Source organism: Microbacterium sp. C7(2022) (genome assembly GCF_028823665.1).
In the GTDB taxonomy this organism is placed as follows: Bacteria; Actinomycetota; Actinomycetes; order Actinomycetales; family Microbacteriaceae; genus Microbacterium.
In genome coordinates, this window is the sequence record NZ_JAPEHV010000001.1 from 207,582 (window position 1) to 230,676 (window position 23,095).

The window sequence follows — 23,095 nt, forward strand, 5'->3', positions numbered from 1 at the left end:
AAGGCGTTGCGGGATGCGCCCTCACGTCGATCCGCGCACGACCAGCTCGGTGCGCAGGATCGTCGGCGCCGCAGGCAGGCAGGCGCCGTCCACGGCATCCGCGAGCATGTCGACGGCAGCCGCAGCCATCTCGCGGATCGGCTGGCGCACCGTCCTCAGCGGTGGGGTCAGCCAGCGAGCGCCGCGGACGTCGTCGAAGCCGACGATGAGAATGTCCTCGGGAATGCGGTGCCCCGTGACCGCTGCCGCGGCGTACGCTCCTGCCGCCAGCTCGTCCGAGATGGCGAACAGGCCCAGGCGGTCATCGGGAGCAAGCGATCGCAACACAGGGACCACGGCGTCCCTGGCTGCTGCTCCGCGCCAGGCGCTGCTCACGACGTCGATCTGCGCGTGGGGCAGGTGCTGGGCGAGTTCGGCGGTGAATCCGGCATGGCGCGCACGTCCGTAGCGGAACGGCGGTGAGCCGTTGATCACCGCGAACCGTGTCGCGCCGCGAGACGCCAGGTGGCGGGCTGCGGCGGCGGCACCCGCGATGTCGGTGGTCCGCACGCTCGGCAGGTCGTGGGTCGACTCGGAGGGAGGATCGAGCACCACCACGGGAACGCCGATGCTCCGCACCAGCGCGATCTGAGGCGTGGTCGGAGCGATGAGCCCGAGAATGACGCCTGCAGATCCTCTGCGGCGGATGCGCACCGGCCAATCGTCGCCCGGGGCATCCCTCTCCGAGGTCAGCGTCAGGTCGAAGCCGCGTGCCGTCGCGGCGACATGGGCTCCGGCGGCCACCTCATCCGCCCAGGGGTTGTGGAAACCGCCCAACACCAGATCGAACACCTGAGCGGTGGCGTGTGGTCGGCCCCCGCGTGATCGCTCGCGCGTGTAGCCGAGCGCCGCCGCGCTGCTCCTCACGCGCTGGCGGGTCGCCGCGGAGAGGTCGCCGCGGCCGGAGAGCGCCCGCGAGGCCGTCGCGACGCTCACTCCGGCAGCCGCGGCGACTTCGGCGAGCGTGGGTGACGACATCGCGCCAGTATTGCGCAAACTCCTGTGCTGCGCGTGATGGGGGTGACACTCTCGTGGCAGGTGACGACGGAAGGACATCAATGTCGATATCCACTACTCCGTTGCGGATCGCAGTGATCGGCGGCGGATTCATGGGGCGCATGCACGCGCACGCGTGGCGCACGGCGCCGAGGTTCTTCCACCTCGGCCGCCCGATCGAGCTCAGCGTGCTGGTCGGTCGCAGCCCGGACGGCGGCGACGTGGCCTCGTCGCTCGGCTTCGACAGCTACGCCGACGACTGGCGTGATGTCGTCGACCGCGACGACATCGACATCGTCGACATCTGCACACCCGGCGACACGCATGCCGAGATGGCGCTCGCCGCGCTCGCCGCAGGCAAGCACGTGCTGTGCGAGAAGCCGCTCGCCAATTCGGTTGACGAAGCCGAACGCATGGCCGATGCCGCCGCCGCCGCGCCGGGAGTCTCGATGTGCGGCTTCAGCTACCGCCGCACTCCAGCGCTCGCCGCAGCTCGGCGTCTGATCGCCGACGGCAGGCTGGGTGAGATCCGTCACGTCCGCGCGCAGTACCTGCAGGACTGGCTGAGTGACCCCGATGCTCCCTACACCTGGCGCATGGATCGAGACCGGGCCGGCTCGGGCGCACTCGGCGACATCGGCGCACACTCGATCGACACCGCGCAGTGGCTGACTGGTGACGTGATCACCGCGGTATCGGCGACGATGCGCACGTTCGTGGCCGATCGGCCCGTGATGGCGCAGGCGCAGGGGCTGGGCGGAGTGGGCGACGCCGATGGCGCTCGGCTGCCCGTGACGGTCGACGATGCTGCCGCCTTCACCGCGCGATTCGCACAGGGAGCGCTCGGTGTGTTCGAGGCGACGCGCATCGCGACCGGACGCCGCAACGCGAACCGCATCGAGATCAACGGATCCGAGGGGTCGATCGCGTTCGACTTCGAGCGCATGAACGAACTCGAGTACTACCGCGCCGATGACCCCGCGGGGGAGCAGGGTCTGCGTCGCATCCAGGTGACCGAGCCCGAGCATCCCTATGCCGCGGCGTGGTGGCCCGCCGGCCACGGCTTGGGCTACGAGCACCTGTTCATCCACCAGGCCGTCGACTTCGTGCATGCGATCGTCGGCGGCACCGACGCATCCCCGACGTTCGCCGAAGCCGCCGCCGTGCAACGCGTGCTCGCCGCTGTCGAGGCGAGCGCGAACCATGACTCTGTGATGACACCGGTCGAAAGGAATCCCCGATGACCCGAAACGCATTGATCGTCCGTGGCGGCTGGGAGGGGCACCACCCCGTTGAAGCGACGGACCTGTTCGTCCCCTTCCTCCGGGCCGAGGGTTTCGACGTGACGATCGAAGACACCCCCGAGGTCTACGCGGATGCCGAGCGGATGGCATCCGTCGACCTGATCCTGCAGTCCGTGACCATGTCCGAGGCATCCGGCGACGCGGTGAACGGCCTGCGCGCCGCTGTCGAGGCGGGCACCGGACTGGCCGGCTGGCACGGCGGGATCGCGGACTCGTACCGCAACAGCTCGGACTACCTGCAGCTCGTCGGCGGTCAGTTCGCGACGCATCCGTCGAAGCATCCCGACGAGGTGTGCGGGAACGAGACCGACAACTACCTCACGTATCGCGTGGAGATGACCGACCTCGGCCGAGAGCACCAGATCACCGACGGCATCGATGACTTCACGCTGCACACCGAGCAGTACTGGGTGCTGCACGACGGCCTGATCGATGTGCTGGCCACAACCACACACCCGGTCCAGCCGTACCACCCCTGGCGCCGTCCGCTGGTGTCCCCGGCGGTATGGACGCGGCTGTGGGGCCGGGGACGGGTCTTCGTCGCCACGCCGGGCCACAGCCTCGACGTCCTGCGCGACGACAACGTCCGCACCATCATCGAGAGGGGGATGCTGTGGGCAGCACGCACGCGATAGGAATCGTCGGACTCGGGGTCATCTCTCGCGCCTACCTCGACACCCTCGCCGGGCACCCCGGCATCCGCATCGCCGCCGTCGCCGATCTGGACGCGTCGCGCGCTGAGGCGACAGCCGCAGAGATCGAGGGATGCCGTGCCCTCACGACCGCCGAACTCATGGCAGATTCCGACATCGACACGGTGCTGAACCTCACGATTCCCGCCGCGCATGCTGAGGTCGCCCTCGCGGCGATCAGCGCCGGCAAGGCGGTGTTCGGCGAGAAGCCGCTGGCGGCGTCGTTCGCCGAGGCGCAGACGGTGATGGATGCCGCGGAGCAGGCCGGTGTGCCCGTGGGGTGCGCGCCGGACACCGTCCTGGGCACGGGCGTGCAGACCGCGCGAGCCGCCGTCGACGGCGGGATGATCGGGTCTCCGGTCGGCGCAACGGCATCGTGGGTTTCGCCGGGGCATGAGCACTGGCATCCCGCTCCCGACTTCTACTACCAGGCGGGAGGCGGCCCACTGCTCGACATGGGTCCCTACTATGTCACCAGCCTGGTGCAGCTGCTCGGGCCCGTGGTCGCCGTCTCGGGAGCCGCCTCGCGCGCGCACCGGACGCGCGTGATCGCAACCGGACCGCGCGCCGGCGAGTCCGTGCGCGTCGAGGTCGACACGCACATCGCGGGTGTGCTCGAACACGCAGGGGGCGCCATCTCGACGATCACGATGAGCTTCGACGGCGTGGCCACGTCCGCACGCCCCATCGAGGTGTACGGCACCGAGGGTGCGCTTACGGTTCCGGACCCCAACATGCACGCCGGTGAGGTTCGGGTGCGCATGCGCGGCGCGGACGACTGGTCACCGGTGCCCGTGAGCGCTGGCTACGAGCACGCGGCTCGGGGGATCGGGTTGCTGGACTTCGTCGCGGGTGATCGTCGCGCGAGCGGCGACATGGCCCTGCACGTGCTTGATGTCATGGAGTCGCTGCACCGGGCCGCCGCCGACCACGCGCGTGTGGTGCTGGCGACGACGGTAGAGCGGCCACCGGTGGTGCCGCTCACCGCGTCCGCCTCGGCATGACGATGTGGTGCTTCGGCCGCCGGGGGCGCGGTCGAAGCACCACATCGCACTCACACGTCAGCCGAGCGTGACGTCGACCACTCGCGGATCCGCGTCGGTGACGAGGTACTCGTCGCCCGAGACCGTCACGCGCGCGATGGACTCTTTCGTGCGGCAGTCCGGCCCAACCCACAGCTCGACGTCGCCGGGCTGAACCACTCGCCGGAAGGACCGGTCGGTCAGCGCGAATCGTGTGGTGGGAACGTCGAAGCGCACGACTGCTTCGTCGCCCGGTGCGAGCGAGACCCGGGTGTATGCGACCAGCTGCGCGAGCGGTCGGGCGACCGTGGCGAACTCGTCGTGCGCATACAGCTGCACGAGATCGGTAGCTTCTCGAGACCCTGTGTTCCGCACGCGTACCTCGGCGGTGAACCGTCCTCCGGCAGGTACCGCGTCGACCGTCGACAGTCGTCGCTCGAACGACGAGTAGGTCAGCCCGTGGCCGAACGCGAGAACCGGCGCGTTGTCGGCGCTGGTGATCTCGTTCGGCCCCCCGAGGAGCGGGTGCAGGTACGAGTACGGCTGCGATCCGGACGAGCGCGGCAGAGACACCGGCAGGTGGCCCGACGGTGCTTCGCGACCGGAGAGCACCGCCGCGATCGCATCCGCTCCCTCTTCGCCGGGGAAGAACGTCTGCAGCACCGCCGCGGGCGCGTTCTCACCCTCGATCGCCCAACCCAGCGCATACGGGCGTCCGGTCAGGCAGACCATCACGACGGGAGTCCCCGTGGCGCGCAGTTCCTCGACCAGTCGGCGTTGCAGCCCGGGCAGCTCGAGGTCGTCCACGTCATTTCCTTCGCCGACGGTGCCACGCCCGAACAGGCCGGCTCGGTCGCCCACCACCGCAATGACCACATCCGCCTCTCGCGCCGCGTTCACCGCCGAGGCGATACGCGATTCGTCATCGCCCTCGACGTCGCATCCCGCCTCGTGGACCACGTCCGTGTCGGCGAACTCGGCCGTGAGGCGTTCCAGGACGGTCGGCACGTCGAATCCCAGCGGGGTGCCGGGATGGTGGGGGAGCACATGGTTGGCGAACGAGTAGCAGCCCATGAGCGCCTCGGAGGCGTCGGCATTGGGGCCGATCACCGCGATGCGCCGAGGTGTGCGAGCCAGAGGAAGGATGCCGTCATTGGACAGCAGGATCACGGATTCGCCGGCGAGTCGCCGCGCCAATGACCGGTGCTCGGACGAGTCCAGGTCGACGCCCTGTGGTGCCTCGTCGAAGGTCTCGTCGAGCAGCCCCAACTCTTCTTTCTGGCGCAGCACACGCAGTACCGCCTGATCGACCAGACCGATGTCCGTGCGACCGTCCCGAAGGCGTTCGATGAGCGGAGCGACGAAGGCGTCGCCCGTGGGCAGCTCGACGTCGATCCCTGCCTCGAGGGCGAGGTGTGCGGCTTCACCGAGGTCTGCCGCCACGGCATGCATGGTGTGGAGGAAGGCCACCGAGAAGTAGTCCGAGACGACGACGCCGTCGAAGCCCCATCGATCGCGCAGGATCTCGGTGAGATACTCCGGCGTCGCCGCGACGGGGATGCCGTCGATCGCCGCATAGGAGTTCATGACGCTTCGCACGGCTCCGTCGCGGATGGCCATCTCGAACGGAGGCAGCATCACGTCTTCGAGTTCGCGCCGCCCCATGCTCACCGGTGCGTGGTTGCGCCCGGCTTGCGACGCCGAGTAGCCGACGAAATGCTTGAGCGTCGCGTGGATGCCGGTGGACTGCAGTCCACGCACGTACGCGGTGCCGACGGTTCCTACGAGATACGGGTCTTCGCCGATGCACTCGTCCACGCGCCCCCACCGGGGATCGCGGACCACGTCGAGCACCGGGGCGAGACCTTGATGGATGCCCAGCTCACGCATCGACTCGCCGATCTGCGTGCCGACCTGCTCAACGAGTTCCGGATCGAACGCGGCGCCCCAGGCCAGAGGCGTCGGGTAGGTCGCCGCCTTCCACGTCGCCAGCCCGGTCAGGCACTCCTCGTGCACGATCGCGGGGATGCCAAGGCGTGTCTCGGCGCGCAGCCTGCGCTGCTCCGACCACAGCCACCCGGCACGCTCGCTCGGATCGACCGGGCGGGTGCCGTAGACGCGGGTGAGGTGACCCATGCCATGGATGCTCGCCTCCTCGTATCGCGTCGAGGTCGCCATCTCGCCCGCCATCGGCGCGACCGTCTCGTCGCCTTGGTCGACCCAGAAGCCCACCAGCTGGGCAACCTTCTCTTCGAGGGTCATCTGGGCCAGGAGTGCGTCGGCCCTGTGCACCACTGTCTTGTGATCTGCGATGGTCACGCGGTCACCCCTTCACTGCGCCGGTGAGGCCGCCGACGATCCGTCGTTCGAACAGGCTGAAGAACACCAGCGCCGGAAGCATCGACAGAGAGGTGAACGCCAGTACCTTTGCCGTGTCGACCGAGTACTGCGAGGAGAACGCCTGAACGCCCAGCGGCAGCGTGAACGCTCCTTCATTGTTGAGGATGAACAGAGGCAGCAGGTACGCGTTCCAGCTGCCGATGAATGCCAGGATCCCCACCGTGATGACTCCGGGCACCGACAACGGAAGGACCATCCGCCAGAAGAACGACAGGCGACCGCATCCGTCGATGTACGCAGCCTCCTGGATCTCGTCGGGGATGGCTCGCAGAAACGGCACGAGGATGATGATCGTGACCGGCAGGGCGAAGGCGATCTGCGGAAGGATCACACCGGGCAACGTGTTCATGAGTCCGAGGTTGCGCACCACGATGTACAGCGGCGTGATCGCGACGGTGATCGGGAACATGAGCCCCGCCGCGAAGAGGGCGTACAGTGCACCGCGCCCGCGGAAGCTGTATCGCGCGATCACGTAGCTGGCCATGAGACCGAGGGCCACGGCCCCCACGGTGGTGGCGAGGGCGACCAGAGTCGAGTTGAACACCTGATTCCAGAACAGGCCGCTCGTGATGACGCTGACGTAGTTCTCCAGCTGCCACGGGTCGGGTAGGCCCGCCGGGTCGACGGTGATCTGCGAGTTCGACCGGAAGCCGCCGAGGATGATGTAGATCACAGGTCCGAGCATCAACGCGATGGTGACGAGCGCGATGAAGTAGACCGATGGTGGTCCCCACGGCAGCTTGGGCTTGGAGTACTTGCCCCGCCGGTCAACCTTGGGCTGCGTGGTGATGGCCATGGTGCTCACTGGGCACCCCTCTCTGTGATCGCCCCGGCAGTGTCGCGCCGCAGGACGAAGCGCTGGTACACCAGTGCGACGATGAGCGAAATGATGAAGATGACCACTGCGACAGCGTTGCCGTAGCCGAAGTTCCCAGAATTTCGCCCGGTGGCGACCATGTAGATCGCCATCGTGTTGGTGCCGGCGACCGAGGAGACGTACTGACCCCAGATGATGTAGACCAGGTCGAACAGCTGGAGGGCGCCGATGATCGACAGGAAGGCCCAGATTCGGAGGGTGGGTCCGAGGAGCGGCAGTGTAATCCTGCGCTGGATCTGCCAATAGGACGCGCCGTCGATCGCCGCGGCTTCGTAGAGCTCCTCCGGGATGCTCTGAAGGCCGGCGAGGAAGAGGATGACCGCGAACCCGATGTACTTCCAGGTGAGGATGGCCATGAGCGTCCAGATGGCGATCTGGGGGTCGGCGAGCCAGTCGTGAGCGAGGAATCCGAGTCCCAACTTCTCGAACATCGCGTTGGCCGCGCCATTCGTGGCGAGCATCAGGGAGAATCCGGTGCCGACGACGACCTCGGCGATCACGTACGGCACGAAGATCAGCACGCGGATCACCGACTGACCGCGCATCCGCCGATTCAGAAGCAGCGCCAGCAGGATTGCGATGGGTCCCTGCAAGATGAGCGACATCACGACGATGAAGGCGTTGTGGCCCAGCGCTGCCTGGAAGTTCGGGTCGCTGAAGATGATGACGTAGTTCTGGAGCCCGACGAAGTCGGTTGCAGGGCCGAAGCCCGACCAGCGGAAGAATCCGTAGTACCCGGCCATCACGACCGGCACGATCACGAAGCCTACGAAGAAGATGACAGCGGGCCCGACCAGGAGGAGGACCTCGAGTCGGCCGAGCCAGCTCAGACCTGGGCGGCGCTTGCGTTCTCGCAACACAGGCGGGGGCGGCGTGTCGCCGCCCCCGCTGTGTGGCGCGAGTTCGCGAGCATCCGCGGGGGACGTCTCGCGTGTATTCATGTCAGCCCTGTGCGCCCGCGGTCTGGATCGTGTCGACGAACTTCTGCGGGTTGCTGTTGCCGGCGAGCATGTCGACCACGGCGACGTTCAGCGCGTTTCCGACGTTCTGGCCGAGCACGGTGTCCAGCCACTGCGAGACGAACGGAGCGTTGTTGTACGCCTCGAGGATCTGCTGCAGGTAGGGCTCGGTGATCGCTTCCTGCGCCACCGTGTTCACTACCGGCGAGTTGAACGCCTCGTAGTACAGCGTCTGCTGCTCGGAGCTGGCGATGAAGTTGAGGAAGTCCGCGCACTCCTTCGGAGCCTGAGCCGAGCAGGAGTAACCGTCGACGCCACCCATGATCGATCCGGGCTCACCGTCTCCACCCTCGATCTCGGGGAAGGGGAACCATGCGAGGTCAGGAAGGGGCTGCTCATCCGGCGTGAGCGATGCGATCACACCCGGGTCCCAGGCGCCCATGAGCTCCATGGCAGCCTGCCGGTTTGCCACGAGGCCCGCCGAACTGCTTGCGCCCTGCTGCGCCGGGGTGGTCAGGAAGCCTTCGTTGAACGGCTCGATCGCCGCGAAGTCCTCGAGGTCCTCGGCCGCGCGCATCCAGCACTCGTCACTGAAGTCCTTGCTGTCGCCGGTCGCCTCGATGACGGCCGGGCTGCACTCGCGGATCGCGAAGAAGTAGTACCAGTGCGCGGCCGGCCACGCGTCCTTGGCGCCGAGGGCGATGGGCGCGATTCCGGTGTCCTTCAGGGCGGAGACGGCATCCTCGAGTTCGGAGATCGTGGTCGGGTTCTCGGTGATGCCGGCCTCATCGAACGCCTGCTGTGCGTAGAAGAGCCCGCCGGGCAGCACCGACAACGGCATCGCCCACACCTTGTCCTGGTAGGTCTCGGCGGCGAACGATCCTGCGGGAACCTCGCTCTTGACGTCGTCCGTGATGAGGTCCGTCAGATCCATGAGCTGACCGGCGTTGACCATCGCCGTCATCTTTCCGCCACCGCGCTGGAGGAAGATGTCCGGCGGGTCGCCGGCGTTCAGGGCGGTCTGCAGCTTTCCGTCGAGGTCTTCGTTCTGAATGGACTGCATCTCGATCGTGACGTTCGGGTTCTCGTCCTCGAACGACGCGATCGCGTTCTCCCAAAACTCCTGCCCGGGACCGGTGGTCGAGTTCTGCCACAGGGTCATTTCGACCGCGCCGCCTTCTTCGGTCGACTCGCTGCCTCCCGCGGAGCAGCCGCTGATGGCCAGCGCCCCGATCGCGAGGGCCGCCGCGCCGAGCGCGAACTTCCTATTTCTCATGTGATGTCTCCTCTTTGAGTACGCATCCCCGGAACCGGCATGCGTTGATGCAACATGCACAGCGAAACTTTCGCTCTGCATTGCGCGATGTTCGAACCATGAACGAGTCAAGTGTGACAACCCGGCCATGTACCGTCAAACGTTTTCGAAAATGTGATGAAACTGATCTACGCTCGCTCTGTGACCACACGAGTGACCATCCACGAGGTCGCCGCTGCGGCCGGCGTATCGGTCTCGACAGTCTCGAAGGTGATGAACGGCCGATACGGCATCGCCCCACGCACCGTCGACCGCGTGCAGGCCGTCGTGCGCGAGCTGGGCTACGAGTCCAGCCTGGGGGCGCGCAGCATCCGGTCCCAGAGATCCGGTGTCATCGGTGTGCTCGTTCCCGAGATCGAGCCGTTCAGTGCCGAGGTGCTCAAAGGGGTGAGCCAGGTCCTGCACGACACGGCATACGACCTGTTGGCGTACAGCGGATCGCGCCAGCGTGGGAGCGAGGGGTGGGAGCGTCGCTCGCTCAACCGACTGAGCGGATCCATGATCGACGGTGCCATCTTGGTGACCCCGACGGTCGTCAACGTCGGGGTCGACATCCCCGTCGTGGCCGTCGACCCGCACACAGGGCCCGCAGACCTGCCGACAGTCGAATCGGACAGCTTCGCGGGAGCGCGCGAAGCTGTGCGGTATCTCATCGATCTGGGGCACGAGCGGATCGGCTACGTCTCGGGTCGCGCCGATCTGCGGTCGTCGGCGGCGCGCGAGGCGGGGTATCGCAAGGCGCTGGCCGACGCGGGCATCCGCCCGGACCCCCGCCTTATCGTCGAGGGGCAGTATGAAGACCGGATCGTGCGAAGAGTGGCGCGGGCGCTGCTGCAACATTCCGATCGGCCCACCGCGGTGTTCGCCGCGAATGACGTATCCGCGCTGGCGGTCATCGACACTGCGGTGGAGATGGGGCTCGACGTCCCTCGCGATCTCTCCGTGATCGGCTTCGACGACATTCCGGAAGCCTCGCGTTCGCTCACCCGGCTGACCACGGTGCGACAGCAGATACAGCGGGTGGGCGCCGAAGCCACACGCATGCTGCTCACGCTGCTGGAGGGTCAAGAGCCGCGGGCCACGCACATACGCCTGCCTACGCGTCTTGTTCCGCGTGCAACGACTGCACGCGTGCACGCCGGCGTGGCGACGGACTGATCACGCCGCGGGGTTGCCGCCGGTGGGGGCATTCAACAGGGCTTCGAAGGCACCCTCGGCCGCGCCGATCAACAGGCGATCCTCGCCCAGCGACGCAACGCGGATCTCTACGTCCTCCATGGTCGCCGGCATCGCCTGGGCGACGACGAGTCGGCGGAGCTCGTCCATGTCGCTTTCGGCGAGGGTCGCGAGATGCCCGCCCAGCACAACCACGGTCGGGTTGAGGACGTTGACGGCGTTGGCGAGCGCCGTCGCCAGGATGCGTCGCTGTCGCCCCATCTCGTGGTGGGCCGGCGGCTGGGCGTTGCGCAGCGCCGCGGCCAGCGTGGGCTCATCGGCCGATGTGAGTCCGACGTACGAGAGCAGCCGCGCGCGGGACACCTCGTCCTCGAGTACCCCGTCGCGAGCGGTGCGATCCGCATCGGACCCGATGCCGGGGCGGTTCTGGCCGAATTCGCCTGCGTAGCCCATGGCGCCGCCGGTGGGTTGCCCATGGACGATGAGCCCGCCTCCGATTCCACTGGCACCGCCGTTGAGGTACACGGCATAGTCGTGGCCGCGGGCTGCGCCGAATCTGTGCTCGGCCAGCGCGCCGAAGCTGGCATCGTTCTCGATCGCGACGGGGAGTCCGGTTCGCATGCGGACATGATCGGCGATCGGCGCGTCCGTCCAGCCGAGGTGGGGGGCGCTCCGCACCAGCCCGTCCCGCGCCCGGACCAAGCCGGGGACGGCGAGGCCGACGCCGACGATGCGGGAGCCGTGAAGCGGACCGCCCGTCCACGACTGGATGGTGGCGCTGACGACATCAGCCGCGTCGGTCGCGGTCGGGGCCGCCGTCATCTCGATGCGCTGGCTCACCCGGATCTCCCGGTCCAGGCCGACGGCGGCGATCGTGATCGCGTCGACTTCGGGGTTGGCGGCGATGGCGACCACGCGGGGATCAGCCACGACGATGTTCGAAGGTCGCCCGACCCGTGAGGACGGATCAGGGTCGCGCTCGGCGACCAGACCTTCGTCGCTGAGCTGCGCGACGAGGTCGGCGATCGTCGAGCGATTGAGTCCGGTCGCTTCAGTCAGTGCCGCTCGCGACAGCGGCCCCGAAAGGTGGACCAGACGGAGAACACGGGCGAGGTTCTGCTGTCGCACGTTGATCGCGCCGCTCGTTGACCTCACGTCTTCACTGTAGGGGGTTCCTCTCGCACGCGTCGTTCGCGGTGATCCGAGACCGGCAACGGCCCAGGAGGAGTGTGGCTGCCCGCACTGACGGGGTGGTCACGGGCAAGCCGCACTCCTCCTGGGGGTCACGCCTGGGCGCGTTTCGCGACTCCGGTGGGGCGGCGCTTGCGGGCGATCAGCATCGTGCCGACGGCGAGAGCGAACGCGCCCATCAGCGCGATGGCCCACGGCGCCTGCGCGCCGGTGATCGGCAACTGACCGGGCGCCACGACCGTCACGGCGACGCTGATCGGATCGAGGTCACCCGACGTCAGAACCAGGGTGTGCTCACCGAGTGGCAGGTCGGCGGGAATCGCGACATCGAATGACACCGATCCCGCCGCATCGGCCGCGGGGATCCCCTCCACCACGATCGGGTCGCTGAACAGCGTGGCACCCACCTGCTGACCGGGTCCGAGTCCCGTCAGTCGCACAGGCAGAACGCCGCCCTGCTCGACGGTGCCCGAGCCGATGTCCACCGTCGCCCATGACGCGCCGGGCTCTGTCGGATCGGTCGGATCGGTCGGGTCGGTCGGGCCCGTGGGATCCGTGGGATCGGTCGGGTCCGTGGGATCGGTGGGCCCGCCATCTTGTTCCGATACCAGCTGCGCCACGCCCCAGCGCGCGGTGGACTGATAGCCGGCACCGGTCGGGTCCGCCCAGTTCCGGATGCCGAGTCGCGCGCCGTCCGCGGCGTCGTTCACCTGGAAGTCGACGCCGTGGAACGACCCCTCGCCGCCGTACTCGAGGAGGCTGATCGCCGCCTCGACCACGTACCCGGTGTCGGTCACCGACGTCGCGCTCTCGACACGAGCCCGCTGGAACGCTTCGTCTCCGGTGCCGAAGGACACCACGTTATCGGCGCTGATGCGCAGCTGCATGTCGTCGTATCGGTACGAGCCGTCCTTCACGTTGCCGGGATCGACATAGATCTCCACGGAGTCCTGAATCCACGGATCCGACCCCGTCACGTCGATGACGTCGTCGGCGACCTCCAGCAGCACGTAGAGGGTGTTTTCACGCCAGAGCGTGCGCACCTCGGCGCCCGCCGTCGACGTTCCCTGCACCTGCTTGTCGGTCGACACAGCGCCGGCGTCGGCCCACGCATCGTCGATGTCGCCGTCGATGGCGGGCGCGGCATCCGTACGCGCCACCTCCGTGTACGACAGCGGTTCGACGAGCGTGAGCGTGCCCAGTGCGCCGGGCGAGTTCCACCCGGTGACCGCGCCGTCGCGGTCGATCGACACGTCGAACGAGACGGTGTCCGAGGATGCCGCGCCGTCCCATGGCACTTCGATCACCATCTCGACGCCGCCGTCGACGTCGCGAGAGACCGTTTCGAGATCACCTGAGCCCTCGGGGTCGACCGAGAAAGTGTCGTCGTCGACGGTCAGATTCACCGCGTCGGGGCGCGTGTCGGCCACGCGTACGAAGACGGTCAGGTGACCCGGCGACCAGCGCAGCTGGAACGCGGCATCGTCATCGATGGTGTGCAGCGGAAGCTGGCTCCACTCGACCAGGTCGAGGGCGTCGGCGTCGAGTGCGATGTCGGCCTGGAACACGTTGGCCGTCCGCAACCGGTCCGGCAGGCCGGCGTCGACGATGCCGTCATAGGCGGACTTGGCTTGATACGCGTCGTCGAACACGAGCGGGGCGCCGTTGTCGGCGCGCCAGCTGCGCCCGTCCGTGAGTCCCCACACCGTCACCGAGAAGATGTCGGCGGCGTGCTCGCGGAAGACCCGGAATGCGTCGCGGTAGTAGTAGCCCTGCTCCACGAGCTTCGCCTGCGTCACCGGGGTGCCGGTCGTCACGTCGAGTTCGGTGACCGCCTGCGTCAGGCCGAGGCCCTGGAAGCGCTGGATCGCCGTGTCGAGCGCCGACACCGGCATCGCCAGGTTGACGTGGAACTGGTGGCCGACTCCGTCGATCGGTACGTCGCGCTCGAGCATCCTCTCGACCAGAGCGAGGTAGCGGTTCTGCTTGCCTCCCTGCTCAGTGTTGTAGTCGTTGATGAACAGCGTTACCGGTCGGCCCGCGCCGGGCGCGGCGTAGGTGTCGTTGAAGGCCTCGTCCGCGTACTCGAATGCCAGGTCGATGAACTCCTCGCCGAGGATCCGGTACCACTCGCTGCGCCTCAGACCGTCCGCGAAGTCGCCGCTGTCGGAGACCACCTCATTCACGACGTCGAAGGCCGTGAGGGGGTTCGTGTTGCTGCCGAACAGGCCCCAGTCGTCGGAGAGGTACTCCGCGACGTCGAAGATGTGCGTCCGCATGCGCTCGCGCAGGATCTGCTGATCGGCCTCACTCGTGGTGAGCGGGTCGCCCGCGGCATCCTGGAAGAACCACGCCGGAGTCTGGCTGTGCCAGACCAGGACGTGACCGTAGACGTTCAGGTCGTTTTCGGCGGCGAAGTCCATGATCGCGGTGGCGTCGGCGGCGGGCTGGAAGTCTCCGGCCGCGGTGTACCACGCCTCGGGCTTCATGTGGTTCTCGGCCGTCACCTGATCGAAGTGGCGCAGAAGCAGTTCGGATGCCGATCCCTGCGTCTCACGGCTGTCGATGGCGACCCCGACGGGGAAGTCGGCGGTGTCCTTGATGGGCAGGATGTCTTCGATGACGGCGGGCTCGGGGGTGCGCACCACGATGTCGTCGATGTACAACGGCGAGGTGTTCGTCCCGTTGTAGTTCGTCTCGAAGTAGAGCAGTGCGCTGTCGGCCGCCCCCATCTGGAACGTCGAGGTCACCTCGACCCATTCGCTGTTCGACATCTCCGAGAACTGCGCGAGGGTGCTGTACGTCGTGGCGCCGTCAACGGTGCGTGCCATGCTCAGCCACACCGCATCGGTCGGCTGCTCGTCGGCGAAGCGCACCCAGGCGGTCAGCTCGTAGGTCTCGCCGGGCACCAGCACGCCGGTCACGTCCACGCCGATGCCGCTGCCCTGCGACGTGCGATCCGAGACCAGGGCGGACTGCGCTCCGCCGTGGGCCTGCGCAGTCGAGATGGTCACCGTCGGATCGCCCGTGCCGTCGGAGCGCGCGCTCCATCCGTCCAGGCCGTCCTCGAAGTCGGTGCTGATCAGCACCTTGCCTGCCGCAGTCGGTGTTCCGACCGGCAGTGTGAACGTCCAGCCGTCGGCAAGGCGCTCGTCGACCACGGTGCGTACCGCCGCGAGGGTGCCCGATCGGTCGCCGCCACCGTCGTGTGCGAGCACGATCTCGCCCGGCGTGATCGCCGCACGCAGGTTGGCCGTGAGTGTGGGCACGTCCTGGGTGGCCCAGTCGTTGATGGTGTTGATCACGGCGAGGGGCTGCATGCCCAGGCTGACCGCGACCGAAGGGGTTACGCCCCAGCTGCCGTTGGGGGCGCGCCAGAACGGGACGGCCGCGTTCGGGTCGCCGAGCGCCGTGCGGATGATCCGCAGGTTCTCGATCATGTCGGCTTCCACCTGCTCGGCCGACATCGACCCCATGTCACCGTAGCCTGTCGAGTGATTGCACAAGACGTGTCCCTCGGCGACGATGCGACGCAGGATGTCCGCACCGCCGGGTGCGGTGATGTTCTGCCCGATCACGCAGAACACCGCGGTGATGTCGTTCTCGGCGAGGTAGTCGAGCAGAGCGGGCGTGGTGCCGGGGTTGGGGCCGTCGTCGAACGTCAGCGCGGCGACATCACCCGTGCCCTGTGCCGCGGCGACCGGCGTGGTGGTGGGGTTCACTGCTCCTCCGGGAACGACATCGGGGTTGGTCGGGGTTTCGCCGCCGTCTTCGGGGCCGAGGATGGTCACGTCATCGAGGAGAAGGTCGACATTTGCGGCAGCCGCCTCGATGTAGAGCGTGGTGATGGGCGTTTCTGCGGCGCTGGTGACCGTGCCGGTCAGCTCGACCCACTCGGCGCCGACCGTGGTCCGCGTGCCCACCCAGGGGTATTCGTTCGATGCTCCGGGTTGGTTGACACCGAGGTTGACCCCGACGGGGGTTGCCGCAGGGTCGGCGAGGCGCACCCACGCGCTGATCGAGTAGGGGGTGCCTTCGTCGAAGAGGGACGAGACATCGAGGGATGCTCCGCTCCAGGCGTTCGCACGGTCGGTGATCGCCAGACTCCAGACGCCCGAGTGCGCAGCGGCATCCATGCGGGCGACGGTCGCTCCGCGACCGGCCCAAGAAGCGACCTCGGTCTCGAAGTCGCTCTCCAGCACGACCGTTGGGCCGGCCGGCTCGGACGACTCCGTCGTGATCAGGACGTCGTCGATGAGGTACGAGTACGGGGCAGCGGGCGTGAGTTCGCTGGTCCCGATGTAGACGTTCGAATCGTCGGCGTCGGCGGTTCGGGTGCCCGAGATTGTCGTCCAGGCGGTCTTCGTGATGGTCGCGTTGCTCCCGTCGACCCAGTGGAAGCCGTCCTTCACGATGAACCGCGCCTCGGTGCTCTCGGCGGGGGCGTCGTCGGCGAGTCGCACGCGTGCCGAGAACGAGTACTCCTCACCTTCGGTGAACAGTCCGAGCGAGCTTTCGATGCCCACGAAGTCCGCGTCGCGGTCGTTCACGCGCAGCACCGTGTTGGCGGCATCGTCGGGGTCGGCGACGTACGAGAGCGTGTCGATTCCGCCGCCGCTCTGCGTCCAGTCGCCGATGCTGGAGTCGTTGAAGTCCACCGCTGTGACAGTGGTGGGTGCGGCAGTGGCCGCTGTGGGAATGAGGGGGGCGAGCACCATCGCTCCCGCCGTGGCGACGGCGAAGAGGGTGGTGCGGACACGGCGTTGCGTCACGCTGCGCTCCTTTGCGCTGGGGAAGGTGACCGATTTGTGGTCTTCGCAAACTAATCCCGCATGAGCCCAGCGCGGCATGACCGTTACGTAAGCGTTACGAAACTACCGCGGAAGTTTCGGGAGATGACGCGGCAGCCTGACTCTCTGAGGTGCGGGCGCTGAGGCGAGGTCAGCGGCGCGGCGGCGCGGTGCTCTCGCGCACGACGAGGTGCGTCGCGAGATCCATCCGCGGAGTGTCGACGGTCGATCCGCTTGCGAGCCTGAGTGCCAGGCGCGCGGCCTCTTCGCCCATCCGCTTCAGCGGCTGGTGCACTGTCGTGAGCTGTGGGCTCATCCACCGCGACAGCGCGATGTCGTCATAGCCGACCACCGAAAGGTCGTCGGGAACGCGCAGCCCCGCCGCCGTCCCTGCGGCGATCGCCCCGAGGGCCTGCAGATCGCTCCCCGCGAAGATCGCCGTCGGAGGATCTGCGAGGGCGAGCAAGTCGCGGGCGTGTCGCTCGCCGCCGGTGGTGTGGAAGTCGCCGAATCGGATCAGGGACGGATCGATCTCGATGCCGGCGGCGTTCATCGCGGAACGATAGCCGTCGACGCGGGCAAGGGAGCACATCATGTCTTCGGGCCCGGTGATCGCCGCGATCCGTCGATGTCCGAGGTCGATCAGGTGGCGCGTCGCCATGAGTCCGCCCGACCAGTTCGCTGAGCCGACCGACGGCACATCCGGGGAAGGGTCGCCGGCGGGGTCGACGATCACGAACGGGATGCTGCGCGAGCGCAGCTTCTCTCGAAACCCCTCGGTGATGTCAGAGAAGACCAGCACGACGCCGGTGGGTCTGCGCCGAAGCACTCCGTCGACCCAGTCTGCCGCCGGCGCATGGCGATCGCCGCTCACGGTGAGGACTACCGACAGTCCAGCCGCGTGGGCTACCTGCTCCACGCCTTCGATGACCTCCATCGACCAGCTGGGCTCGAGTTCATGGAACACCAATTCGATGTACTCGCTGTGCTGTGACGCGGTGCGCCGCTTGTAGCCGTGCTGCGCCAGGTGTTCCTCCAGGCGCGCGCGTGTGGAGGACGAGACGTCGGGTCGCCCGTTGAGCACCTTCGACACCGTCGCGAGCGAGACGCCCGCCTCGGCGGCGATGTCTGCGAGCGTCACGCGTGCGGTATCGGCCATGCACGCATGCTAGCGCTTCGAAACTATCGGGGAGGTGTGGCAGGGGGTGGACGGCGCGGCGCTCGTGGTATAGGTTGTCTTCAGCAACAATTACCGCGAAGGAGCGTCATGCCCACCCCCACGCCCGCCGACAAGTTCACCTTCGGCCTCTGGACCATCGGCTACAACGGGACCGATCCGTTCGGTGGCCCGACGCGTCAGCCACTCGACGTCGTTCACGCGGTCGAGAAGCTCGCCGAGCTCGGCGCCTACGGCCTGACCTTCCACGACGATGACCTCTTCGCCTTCGGCTCGACCGACGCCGAGCGTCAGACGCAGATCGACCGCCTGAAGGGTGCGCTCGAGGCGACGGGCCTCAAGACCCCGATGGTCACGACCAATCTCTTCTCCGCGCCGGTCTTCAAGGACGGCGGATTCACGTCGAACGACCGCGATGTGCGCCGGTTCGCCTTGCGCAAAGTGCTGCGCAACATCGACCTCGCTGCCGAGCTCGGCGCCGAGACTTTCGTGATGTGGGGCGGCCGCGAGGGTGCCGAATATGACGCCGCCAAGGATGTGCGCCAGGCTCTTGAGCGCTACCGCGAGGCCGTGAACCTGCTGGGCGACTACGTGACCGACAAGGGCTACGGCATCCGATTCGCGATCGAGCCCAAGCCCAACGAGCCCCGCGGCGACATCCTGCTGCCGACGGTCGGCCACGCGCTGGCCTTCATTGACTCGCTCGAGCGCCCCGAGCTGGTGGGCCTGAACCCCGAAGTCGGACACGAGCAGATGGCGGGCCTCAACTTCGCCGCCGGCATCGCCCAGGCGCTGTACCACGGCAAGCTCTTCCACATCGACATGAACGGTCAGCGTGGCATCAAGTACGACCAGGACCTCGTATTCGGCCACGGCGACCTGCACAACGCGTTCGCGCTGGTTGATCTTCTCGAGAACGGCGGCCCGAACGGCGGCCCGTCCTACGACGGCCCGCGCCACTTCGACTACAAGCCGAGCCGCACCGAAGACGAGACCGGCGTGTGGGACTCGGCTGCCGCCAACATGCGCACGTACCTGTTGCTGAAGGAGCGCGCCGCGGCGTTCCGCGCCGACCCCGAGGTGCAGGAGGCACTCGAGGCAGCGAAGGTGTTCGAGCTCGCGCAGCCGACGCTCGGCGAGGGAGAGTCGTACGACGATCTGCTGGCCGACCGCTCGGCGTACGAGGACTTCGACCCCTCGGCGTACCTGGGCGGCAAGGGCTTCGGCTTCGTACGTCTGCAGCAGCTCGCCACCGAGCACCTCATGGGCGCGCGCTAATCCGACCCCCGGCTGGTCGAGACACGCTCGTCGCGCTGAGACATCGTGCCTGCCACGGTGTCTCAGCGCACGGGGCGTGTCTCATCGAACGAAGAACGAAACGGAGCCGTCATGGCGCTGGTGATGGGGGTCGACTCGTCGACCCAGTCGTGCAAAGTCGTGATCACGGATGCCGATAGTGGGCAGATCGTGCGCCAGGGGCGCGCCGGGCACCCGGACGGCACCAGCGTCGACCCCGAGGCCTGGTGGCAGGCGCTGCAGTCCGCCATCACCGAGGCGGGCGGCATCGATGACGTCGAGGCGTGGGCGATCGGCGGGCAGCAGCATGGCATGGTCGCGCTCGACGCCGAGGGTCGCGTGGTGCGTGACGCGTTGCTGTGGAATGACACTCGCTCGGCCGCAGCGGCCACGGACCTGATCGCCGAGTACGGCGCGGACGCGCTCGCCGAGCGCACCGGGCTGGTGCCCGTGGCATCCTTCACGATCACAAAGCTGCGCTGGCTGCGCGACTTCGAGCCCGACAACGCTGCGCGCGTCGCGGTGGTCGCGTTGCCGCACGACTGGCTGACCTGGCGCTTGCGCGGCTACGGCCCGGCCGACACGAGCGCTCTCGGTCCGGCGATCGATGAGCTCGTCACCGATCGCTCCGACGCGTCGGGCACCGGCTACTGGAACCCGGCGACGGGGGAGTACGACCGCGAACTGTTTGCGTCCGCACTCGGGCGCGACGCGGTGCTCCCGCGCGTGCTTGGGCCTGAGGAATGGGTGACGGATGCCGCTGGCCGCCGCGTCGGACCGGGAGCCGGCGACAACGCCGGCGCGGCACTCGGCCTCGGTGCAGGCCCCGGCGACGTCGTCGTGTCGATCGGGACGAGCGGCACGGTCTTCGCCGTGAGCGAGACCCGCACGATCGATCCCACGGGGACGGTCGCCGGCTTCGCCGACTGCACGGGGCGCTTCCTGCCGTTGGTCGCGACCCTCAACGCTGCGCGCGTCCTCGACGCGATTGCGCGTCTGCTCGGCGTGGAGCATGACGAGCTCGCCACACTCGCGCTCGCGGCCGAAACCGGCGCTGGCGGACTGTCGCTCGTGCCCTATTTCGAGGGGGAGCGCACGCCGAACCTTCCCGACGCGACGGCGTCACTGCTCGGCATGACTCTCGCTTCCACGACTCGGGAGAACCTCGCGCGTGCGGCTGTCGAGGGGATGCTGTCGGGCATGGGAGCCGGACTCGAGGCGCTTCGCGGTCTGGGTGTGCCGCTCGAGCGAGCGCTTCTCATCGGCGGGGCCGCGCAGTCTGCGGCCGTGCGCGAGATCGCGCCGCAGGTGCTGGGCCTGCCAGTTGAGGTGCCCGAGCCGGGGGAGTACGTTGCCCGAGGGGCGGCGCGGCAGGCGGTGAGCGTGCTCCGCGCGGATTGACGCCGATAGAGCGACCGCAGCAAGCCTCGCGAAGCATCGAGGCACGCGTGGGTAGTCTGGCGCCGTGACTGACGAGACCACGCCCGTTTCGGGCCATGCCGGCGAACCGCACAACGCGGGGCTCGCGCAACGCCTGAATTGGCTCCGCGCCGGTGTGCTGGGTGCGAACGATGGCATCGTGTCCACGGCCGCCGTTGTCGTCGGCGTCGCGTCTGCGACATCCGACACCGCTCCCGTGCTGCTCGCTGGCTCGGCAGCACTCGTCGGCGGGGCCATCTCGATGGCGCTCGGCGAGTACGTCTCCGTGTCTTCGCAGCGGGACACCGAAAAGGCGCTCATCGAAAAGGAGCGCCGCGAGCTTGACGAAGACCCCGAGGCAGAGCTGGCGGAATTGACTGCGCTGTACGAAGCGCAGGGACTCAGCCATGCCACCGCGACGACGGTGGCGCAGGAACTCACCGCGAAAGATCCGCTTAAGGCGCACCTTGCCGTTGAGCTCAATATCGATCAGGACGACGTCGTGAGCCCTTGGCATGCGGCGTTTGCGTCGGCGATCGCGTTCACCGTGGGGGCGCTTCTGCCAATGGCCACCATTCTGTTGGCACCGCACCCCGCGCGGATCTGGCTGACCTTCGTCGCTGTGCTCGTCGCTCTCGCCGCCACAGGGTTCGTCGCGGCCTGGATCGGCGGCGCCAGCCGTGGGCGTGCGATCCTCCGCACGGTCATTGGCGGCGCGCTCGCGCTGGGCGCGACATTCCTTGTCGGCTCGCTGTTCGGTACGACCGTCGTCTGATGCGCGTAGAGAAGTTCCACCGGGTCTGACCGCGTCCGCGTGATCGAGCCAGCGACTGGGCCAGAATGAACCCATGGCGGGTGATGACGACCTCGACGCGGTGGCAGCAGAGCTCTACGCGCTGCCACCCGCCGAGTTCACGGCGGCTCGCAATGCCCGCGCACAGCGCGAAGCGCCGCCGCTTGCCCGCGCCATCCGGGCGCTGCGCAAACCAACGGTCGCGGCATTCGCGGTGAACCTGTTGACCCGTGACGGGCAGCTCAGCGAAGCCGTCGAGCTGTCGGCGGCGCTGCGCGAAGCCCAGGACGACCTCGACGCGGCAGAGCTGTCGCGCCTCGCGCCGCAGCGTCGTGCCCTCGTCGCCGCGCTCGCCGACAGTGCGGCGGGCCTCGCGACGGCGCAGGGGGTGTCGGTGAGTTCGGCCGCGCACGAGAGCATCCGCGCCACGATCAATGCGGCGGTGATGGATGCCGCGTCCGCCGCGGCTGTGCTCACCGCTCGTCTGGTGACGGGCCTCGATGCCGGGGGAGAGGTGCCCGCAGACGCCGTCGGCGGAACACTCCCCGGCGCCGCGCCGGCGCCGCCCGCAACACGCGACGATCTGGCCGCACGCCGCGCTCGCAAGGCAGCCGAGCGCGCGGCGCGCGAGAGCGAGCGTGCCGCGAACGAGGCAGAGCGGATCGAGCAGCGCCTCGACGAGCAGCGCGCGAAGGTGCAGGAACGCGTGGATCACCTGAACGAACGCGTCGACGACCTGCGCCGCGACCTCGAGCGGGTGCAGAGCGACGCGGCGGCCGCGGCATCCGATCTCTCCTCTCTCGAGAGCGACCTGCGGCAGGCGCGTGCGACAGCCGCCCGCGCACGAGCCGCCGCGGAGCGCGCCCGCACGAGCCTTGACGCCGACTAGTGCAGCTCACAGGACTCTCGTAAGCGGGCGTCCTACGGTGGGGCGCATGGCGAACCCCGCATCGACGCTCGATCCCCTCGACGGCCTGGAGGAATCCATCACGGTCTCGCCGGCCGAACTGCGGGCCGCGCGTGACGAGTTCCAGCGCTTTCTGCTGGAGTACCGCTTCGGGATGCAAGAGATCGAGACGAAGATCGCCATCCTGCGCGAAGAGTTTCAGCTCATGCACGACTACAACCCGATCGAGCACGTCTCCAGCCGGGTGAAGACGGCCGACTCACTACTGGAGAAGGTGCAGCGCAAGGGCGTCGAGACCGACTTCGACAGCATTCGCGCGAGCATCCACGACGTCGCGGGCGTGCGCATCACGTGTGCGTTCGTGAGTGACGTGTATCGATTGTTCGACCTGCTGACCACACAGGATGATGTGCGCGTGCTGTCGGTCAAGGACTACATCGCGTCGCCGAAAGACAACGGCTACAAGAGTCTGCACGCGATCCTCGAAGTGCCCGTCTTCCTATCGACGGGGCGCATCGAGGTGCCCGTCGAGGTGCAGTTCCGCACCGTCGCGATGGACTTCTGGGCGAGCCTCGAGCACAAGATCTACTACAAGTACGACCGCCACGTGCCATCGCACCTGCTCGACAGCCTGCGCGAAGCGGCGCTGACCGCGTCCGAACTGGATCAGCGCATGCATGGCCTTCACGAGGAGATCCGTGGCAGCGCCCGCCCGCGTGTGACAGGGGTCTAGGCCGCCGCG

General features: G+C 68.0%; 17 protein-coding genes. 9 read left to right on the forward strand and 8 right to left on the reverse strand.

Annotated features, from left to right (window positions below; genetic code table 11):
* Positions 1 to 21: 21 nt before the first annotated feature.
* On the reverse strand, positions 22 to 1,017 hold the full coding sequence (locus ON062_RS00935; protein WP_274645256.1) for a substrate-binding domain-containing protein: 996 nt from the start codon (positions 1,015 to 1,017) through the stop codon (positions 22 to 24).
* A gap of 80 nt (positions 1,018 to 1,097) precedes the next feature.
* On the opposite strand from ON062_RS00935, the gene ON062_RS00940 reads away from it, so the two are divergent.
* From ON062_RS00940 to ON062_RS00950, 3 genes are read left to right on the forward strand one after another with little or no spacing between them, the layout of a single operon-like run.
* Entirely contained in the window at positions 1,098 to 2,279 is a 1,182-nt protein-coding gene (locus tag ON062_RS00940; RefSeq protein ID WP_274645257.1) for a Gfo/Idh/MocA family protein, read from the forward strand.
* The gene (locus ON062_RS00945; protein ID WP_274645258.1) at positions 2,276 to 2,974 is read left to right on the forward strand and encodes a ThuA domain-containing protein; all 699 of its coding nucleotides are present in this window, start codon (positions 2,276 to 2,278) and stop codon (positions 2,972 to 2,974) included. The genes ON062_RS00940 and ON062_RS00945 overlap by 4 nt, the downstream gene beginning before the upstream one ends.
* Complete coding sequence (locus tag ON062_RS00950) at positions 2,953 to 4,035, forward strand: Gfo/Idh/MocA family protein (protein ID WP_274645259.1); 1,083 nt, start codon at positions 2,953 to 2,955, stop codon at positions 4,033 to 4,035. The genes ON062_RS00945 and ON062_RS00950 overlap by 22 nt, the downstream gene beginning before the upstream one ends.
* 57 nt (positions 4,036 to 4,092) lie before the next feature.
* Here ON062_RS00950 and ON062_RS00955 read toward each other — a convergent pair whose 3' ends face one another.
* The 4 genes from ON062_RS00955 to ON062_RS00970 form a co-directional block, all read right to left on the reverse strand.
* The gene (locus ON062_RS00955) at positions 4,093 to 6,315 is read right to left on the reverse strand and encodes a glycoside hydrolase family 3 N-terminal domain-containing protein (protein ID WP_274645457.1); all 2,223 of its coding nucleotides are present in this window, start codon (positions 6,313 to 6,315) and stop codon (positions 4,093 to 4,095) included.
* Between the two features lie 61 nt (positions 6,316 to 6,376).
* Positions 6,377 to 7,249: a carbohydrate ABC transporter permease gene (locus tag ON062_RS00960; RefSeq protein WP_274645458.1), complete on the reverse strand. Its 873-nt coding sequence runs from the start codon at positions 7,247 to 7,249 to the stop codon at positions 6,377 to 6,379.
* Between the two features lie 5 nt (positions 7,250 to 7,254).
* A complete protein-coding gene (locus ON062_RS00965) occupies positions 7,255 to 8,271 on the reverse strand; it encodes a carbohydrate ABC transporter permease (protein WP_274645260.1) in 1,017 nt (338 codons plus the stop codon).
* A gap of 1 nt (position 8,272) precedes the next feature.
* On the reverse strand, positions 8,273 to 9,565 hold the full coding sequence (locus tag ON062_RS00970) for an ABC transporter substrate-binding protein (RefSeq protein WP_274645261.1): 1,293 nt from the start codon (positions 9,563 to 9,565) through the stop codon (positions 8,273 to 8,275).
* Positions 9,566 to 9,745: 180 nt separating this feature from the next.
* On the opposite strand from ON062_RS00970, the gene ON062_RS00975 reads away from it, so the two are divergent.
* Positions 9,746 to 10,762 (forward strand): LacI family DNA-binding transcriptional regulator, encoded by a 1,017-nt coding sequence (locus ON062_RS00975; RefSeq protein WP_274645262.1) that lies wholly within the window; start codon positions 9,746 to 9,748, stop codon positions 10,760 to 10,762.
* Here ON062_RS00975 and ON062_RS00980 read toward each other — a convergent pair whose 3' ends face one another.
* From ON062_RS00980 to ON062_RS00990, 3 genes are all read right to left on the reverse strand, one after another.
* Positions 10,763 to 11,935, reverse strand: a complete 1,173-nt coding sequence (locus ON062_RS00980) for an ROK family transcriptional regulator (RefSeq protein ID WP_274645263.1) — start codon at positions 11,933 to 11,935, stop codon at positions 10,763 to 10,765.
* A 128-nt stretch (positions 11,936 to 12,063) separates the two neighbouring features.
* Entirely contained in the window at positions 12,064 to 16,743 is a 4,680-nt protein-coding gene (locus ON062_RS00985) for an endo-1,4-beta-xylanase (RefSeq protein ID WP_274645264.1), read from the reverse strand.
* A gap of 169 nt (positions 16,744 to 16,912) precedes the next feature.
* Positions 16,913 to 17,920, reverse strand: a complete 1,008-nt coding sequence (locus ON062_RS00990) for a LacI family DNA-binding transcriptional regulator (RefSeq protein ID WP_274645265.1) — start codon at positions 17,918 to 17,920, stop codon at positions 16,913 to 16,915.
* Positions 17,921 to 18,028: 108 nt separating this feature from the next.
* Here ON062_RS00990 and xylA point away from each other — a divergent pair, with 108 nt between their 5' ends.
* From xylA to ON062_RS01015, 5 genes are all read left to right on the forward strand, one after another.
* Positions 18,029 to 19,216, forward strand: a complete 1,188-nt coding sequence (gene xylA / locus ON062_RS00995) for a xylose isomerase (protein ID WP_274645266.1) — start codon at positions 18,029 to 18,031, stop codon at positions 19,214 to 19,216.
* A 111-nt stretch (positions 19,217 to 19,327) separates the two neighbouring features.
* Complete coding sequence (locus ON062_RS01000) at positions 19,328 to 20,635, forward strand: xylulokinase (RefSeq protein ID WP_274645267.1); 1,308 nt, start codon at positions 19,328 to 19,330, stop codon at positions 20,633 to 20,635.
* A gap of 64 nt (positions 20,636 to 20,699) precedes the next feature.
* Positions 20,700 to 21,428: a VIT family protein gene (locus ON062_RS01005; RefSeq protein ID WP_274645268.1), complete on the forward strand. Its 729-nt coding sequence runs from the start codon at positions 20,700 to 20,702 to the stop codon at positions 21,426 to 21,428.
* Positions 21,429 to 21,501: 73 nt separating this feature from the next.
* The gene (locus tag ON062_RS01010) at positions 21,502 to 22,335 is read left to right on the forward strand and encodes a transposase (RefSeq protein WP_274645269.1); all 834 of its coding nucleotides are present in this window, start codon (positions 21,502 to 21,504) and stop codon (positions 22,333 to 22,335) included.
* A gap of 46 nt (positions 22,336 to 22,381) precedes the next feature.
* Positions 22,382 to 23,086, forward strand: a complete 705-nt coding sequence (locus ON062_RS01015) for a GTP pyrophosphokinase family protein (RefSeq protein ID WP_274645270.1) — start codon at positions 22,382 to 22,384, stop codon at positions 23,084 to 23,086.
* The last annotated feature ends 9 nt before the right edge of the window (positions 23,087 to 23,095 follow it).

Excerpts from the sequence above, each read along its gene's own strand:
- ON062_RS00935 (WP_274645256.1), bottom strand. The coding sequence starts at position 1,017 with ATGTCGTCACCCACGCTCGCCGAAGTCGCCGCGGCTGCCGGAGTGAGC.
- ON062_RS00940 (WP_274645257.1), top strand. The coding sequence starts at position 1,098 with ATGTCGATATCCACTACTCCGTTGCGGATCGCAGTGATCGGCGGCGGA.
- ON062_RS00945 (WP_274645258.1), top strand. The coding sequence starts at position 2,276 with ATGACCCGAAACGCATTGATCGTCCGTGGCGGCTGGGAGGGGCACCAC.
- ON062_RS00955 (WP_274645457.1), bottom strand. The coding sequence starts at position 6,315 with ATGACCCTCGAAGAGAAGGTTGCCCAGCTGGTGGGCTTCTGGGTCGAC.
- ON062_RS00960 (WP_274645458.1), bottom strand. The coding sequence starts at position 7,249 with ATGGCCATCACCACGCAGCCCAAGGTTGACCGGCGGGGCAAGTACTCC.
- ON062_RS00965 (WP_274645260.1), bottom strand. The coding sequence starts at position 8,271 with ATGAATACACGCGAGACGTCCCCCGCGGATGCTCGCGAACTCGCGCCA.
- ON062_RS00970 (WP_274645261.1), bottom strand. The coding sequence starts at position 9,565 with ATGAGAAATAGGAAGTTCGCGCTCGGCGCGGCGGCCCTCGCGATCGGG.
- ON062_RS00990 (WP_274645265.1), bottom strand. The coding sequence starts at position 17,920 with ATGGCCGATACCGCACGCGTGACGCTCGCAGACATCGCCGCCGAGGCG.
- xylA (WP_274645266.1), top strand. The coding sequence starts at position 18,029 with ATGCCCACCCCCACGCCCGCCGACAAGTTCACCTTCGGCCTCTGGACC.
- ON062_RS01000 (WP_274645267.1), top strand. The coding sequence starts at position 19,328 with ATGGCGCTGGTGATGGGGGTCGACTCGTCGACCCAGTCGTGCAAAGTC.
- ON062_RS01010 (WP_274645269.1), top strand. The coding sequence starts at position 21,502 with ATGGCGGGTGATGACGACCTCGACGCGGTGGCAGCAGAGCTCTACGCG.
- ON062_RS01015 (WP_274645270.1), top strand. The coding sequence starts at position 22,382 with ATGGCGAACCCCGCATCGACGCTCGATCCCCTCGACGGCCTGGAGGAA.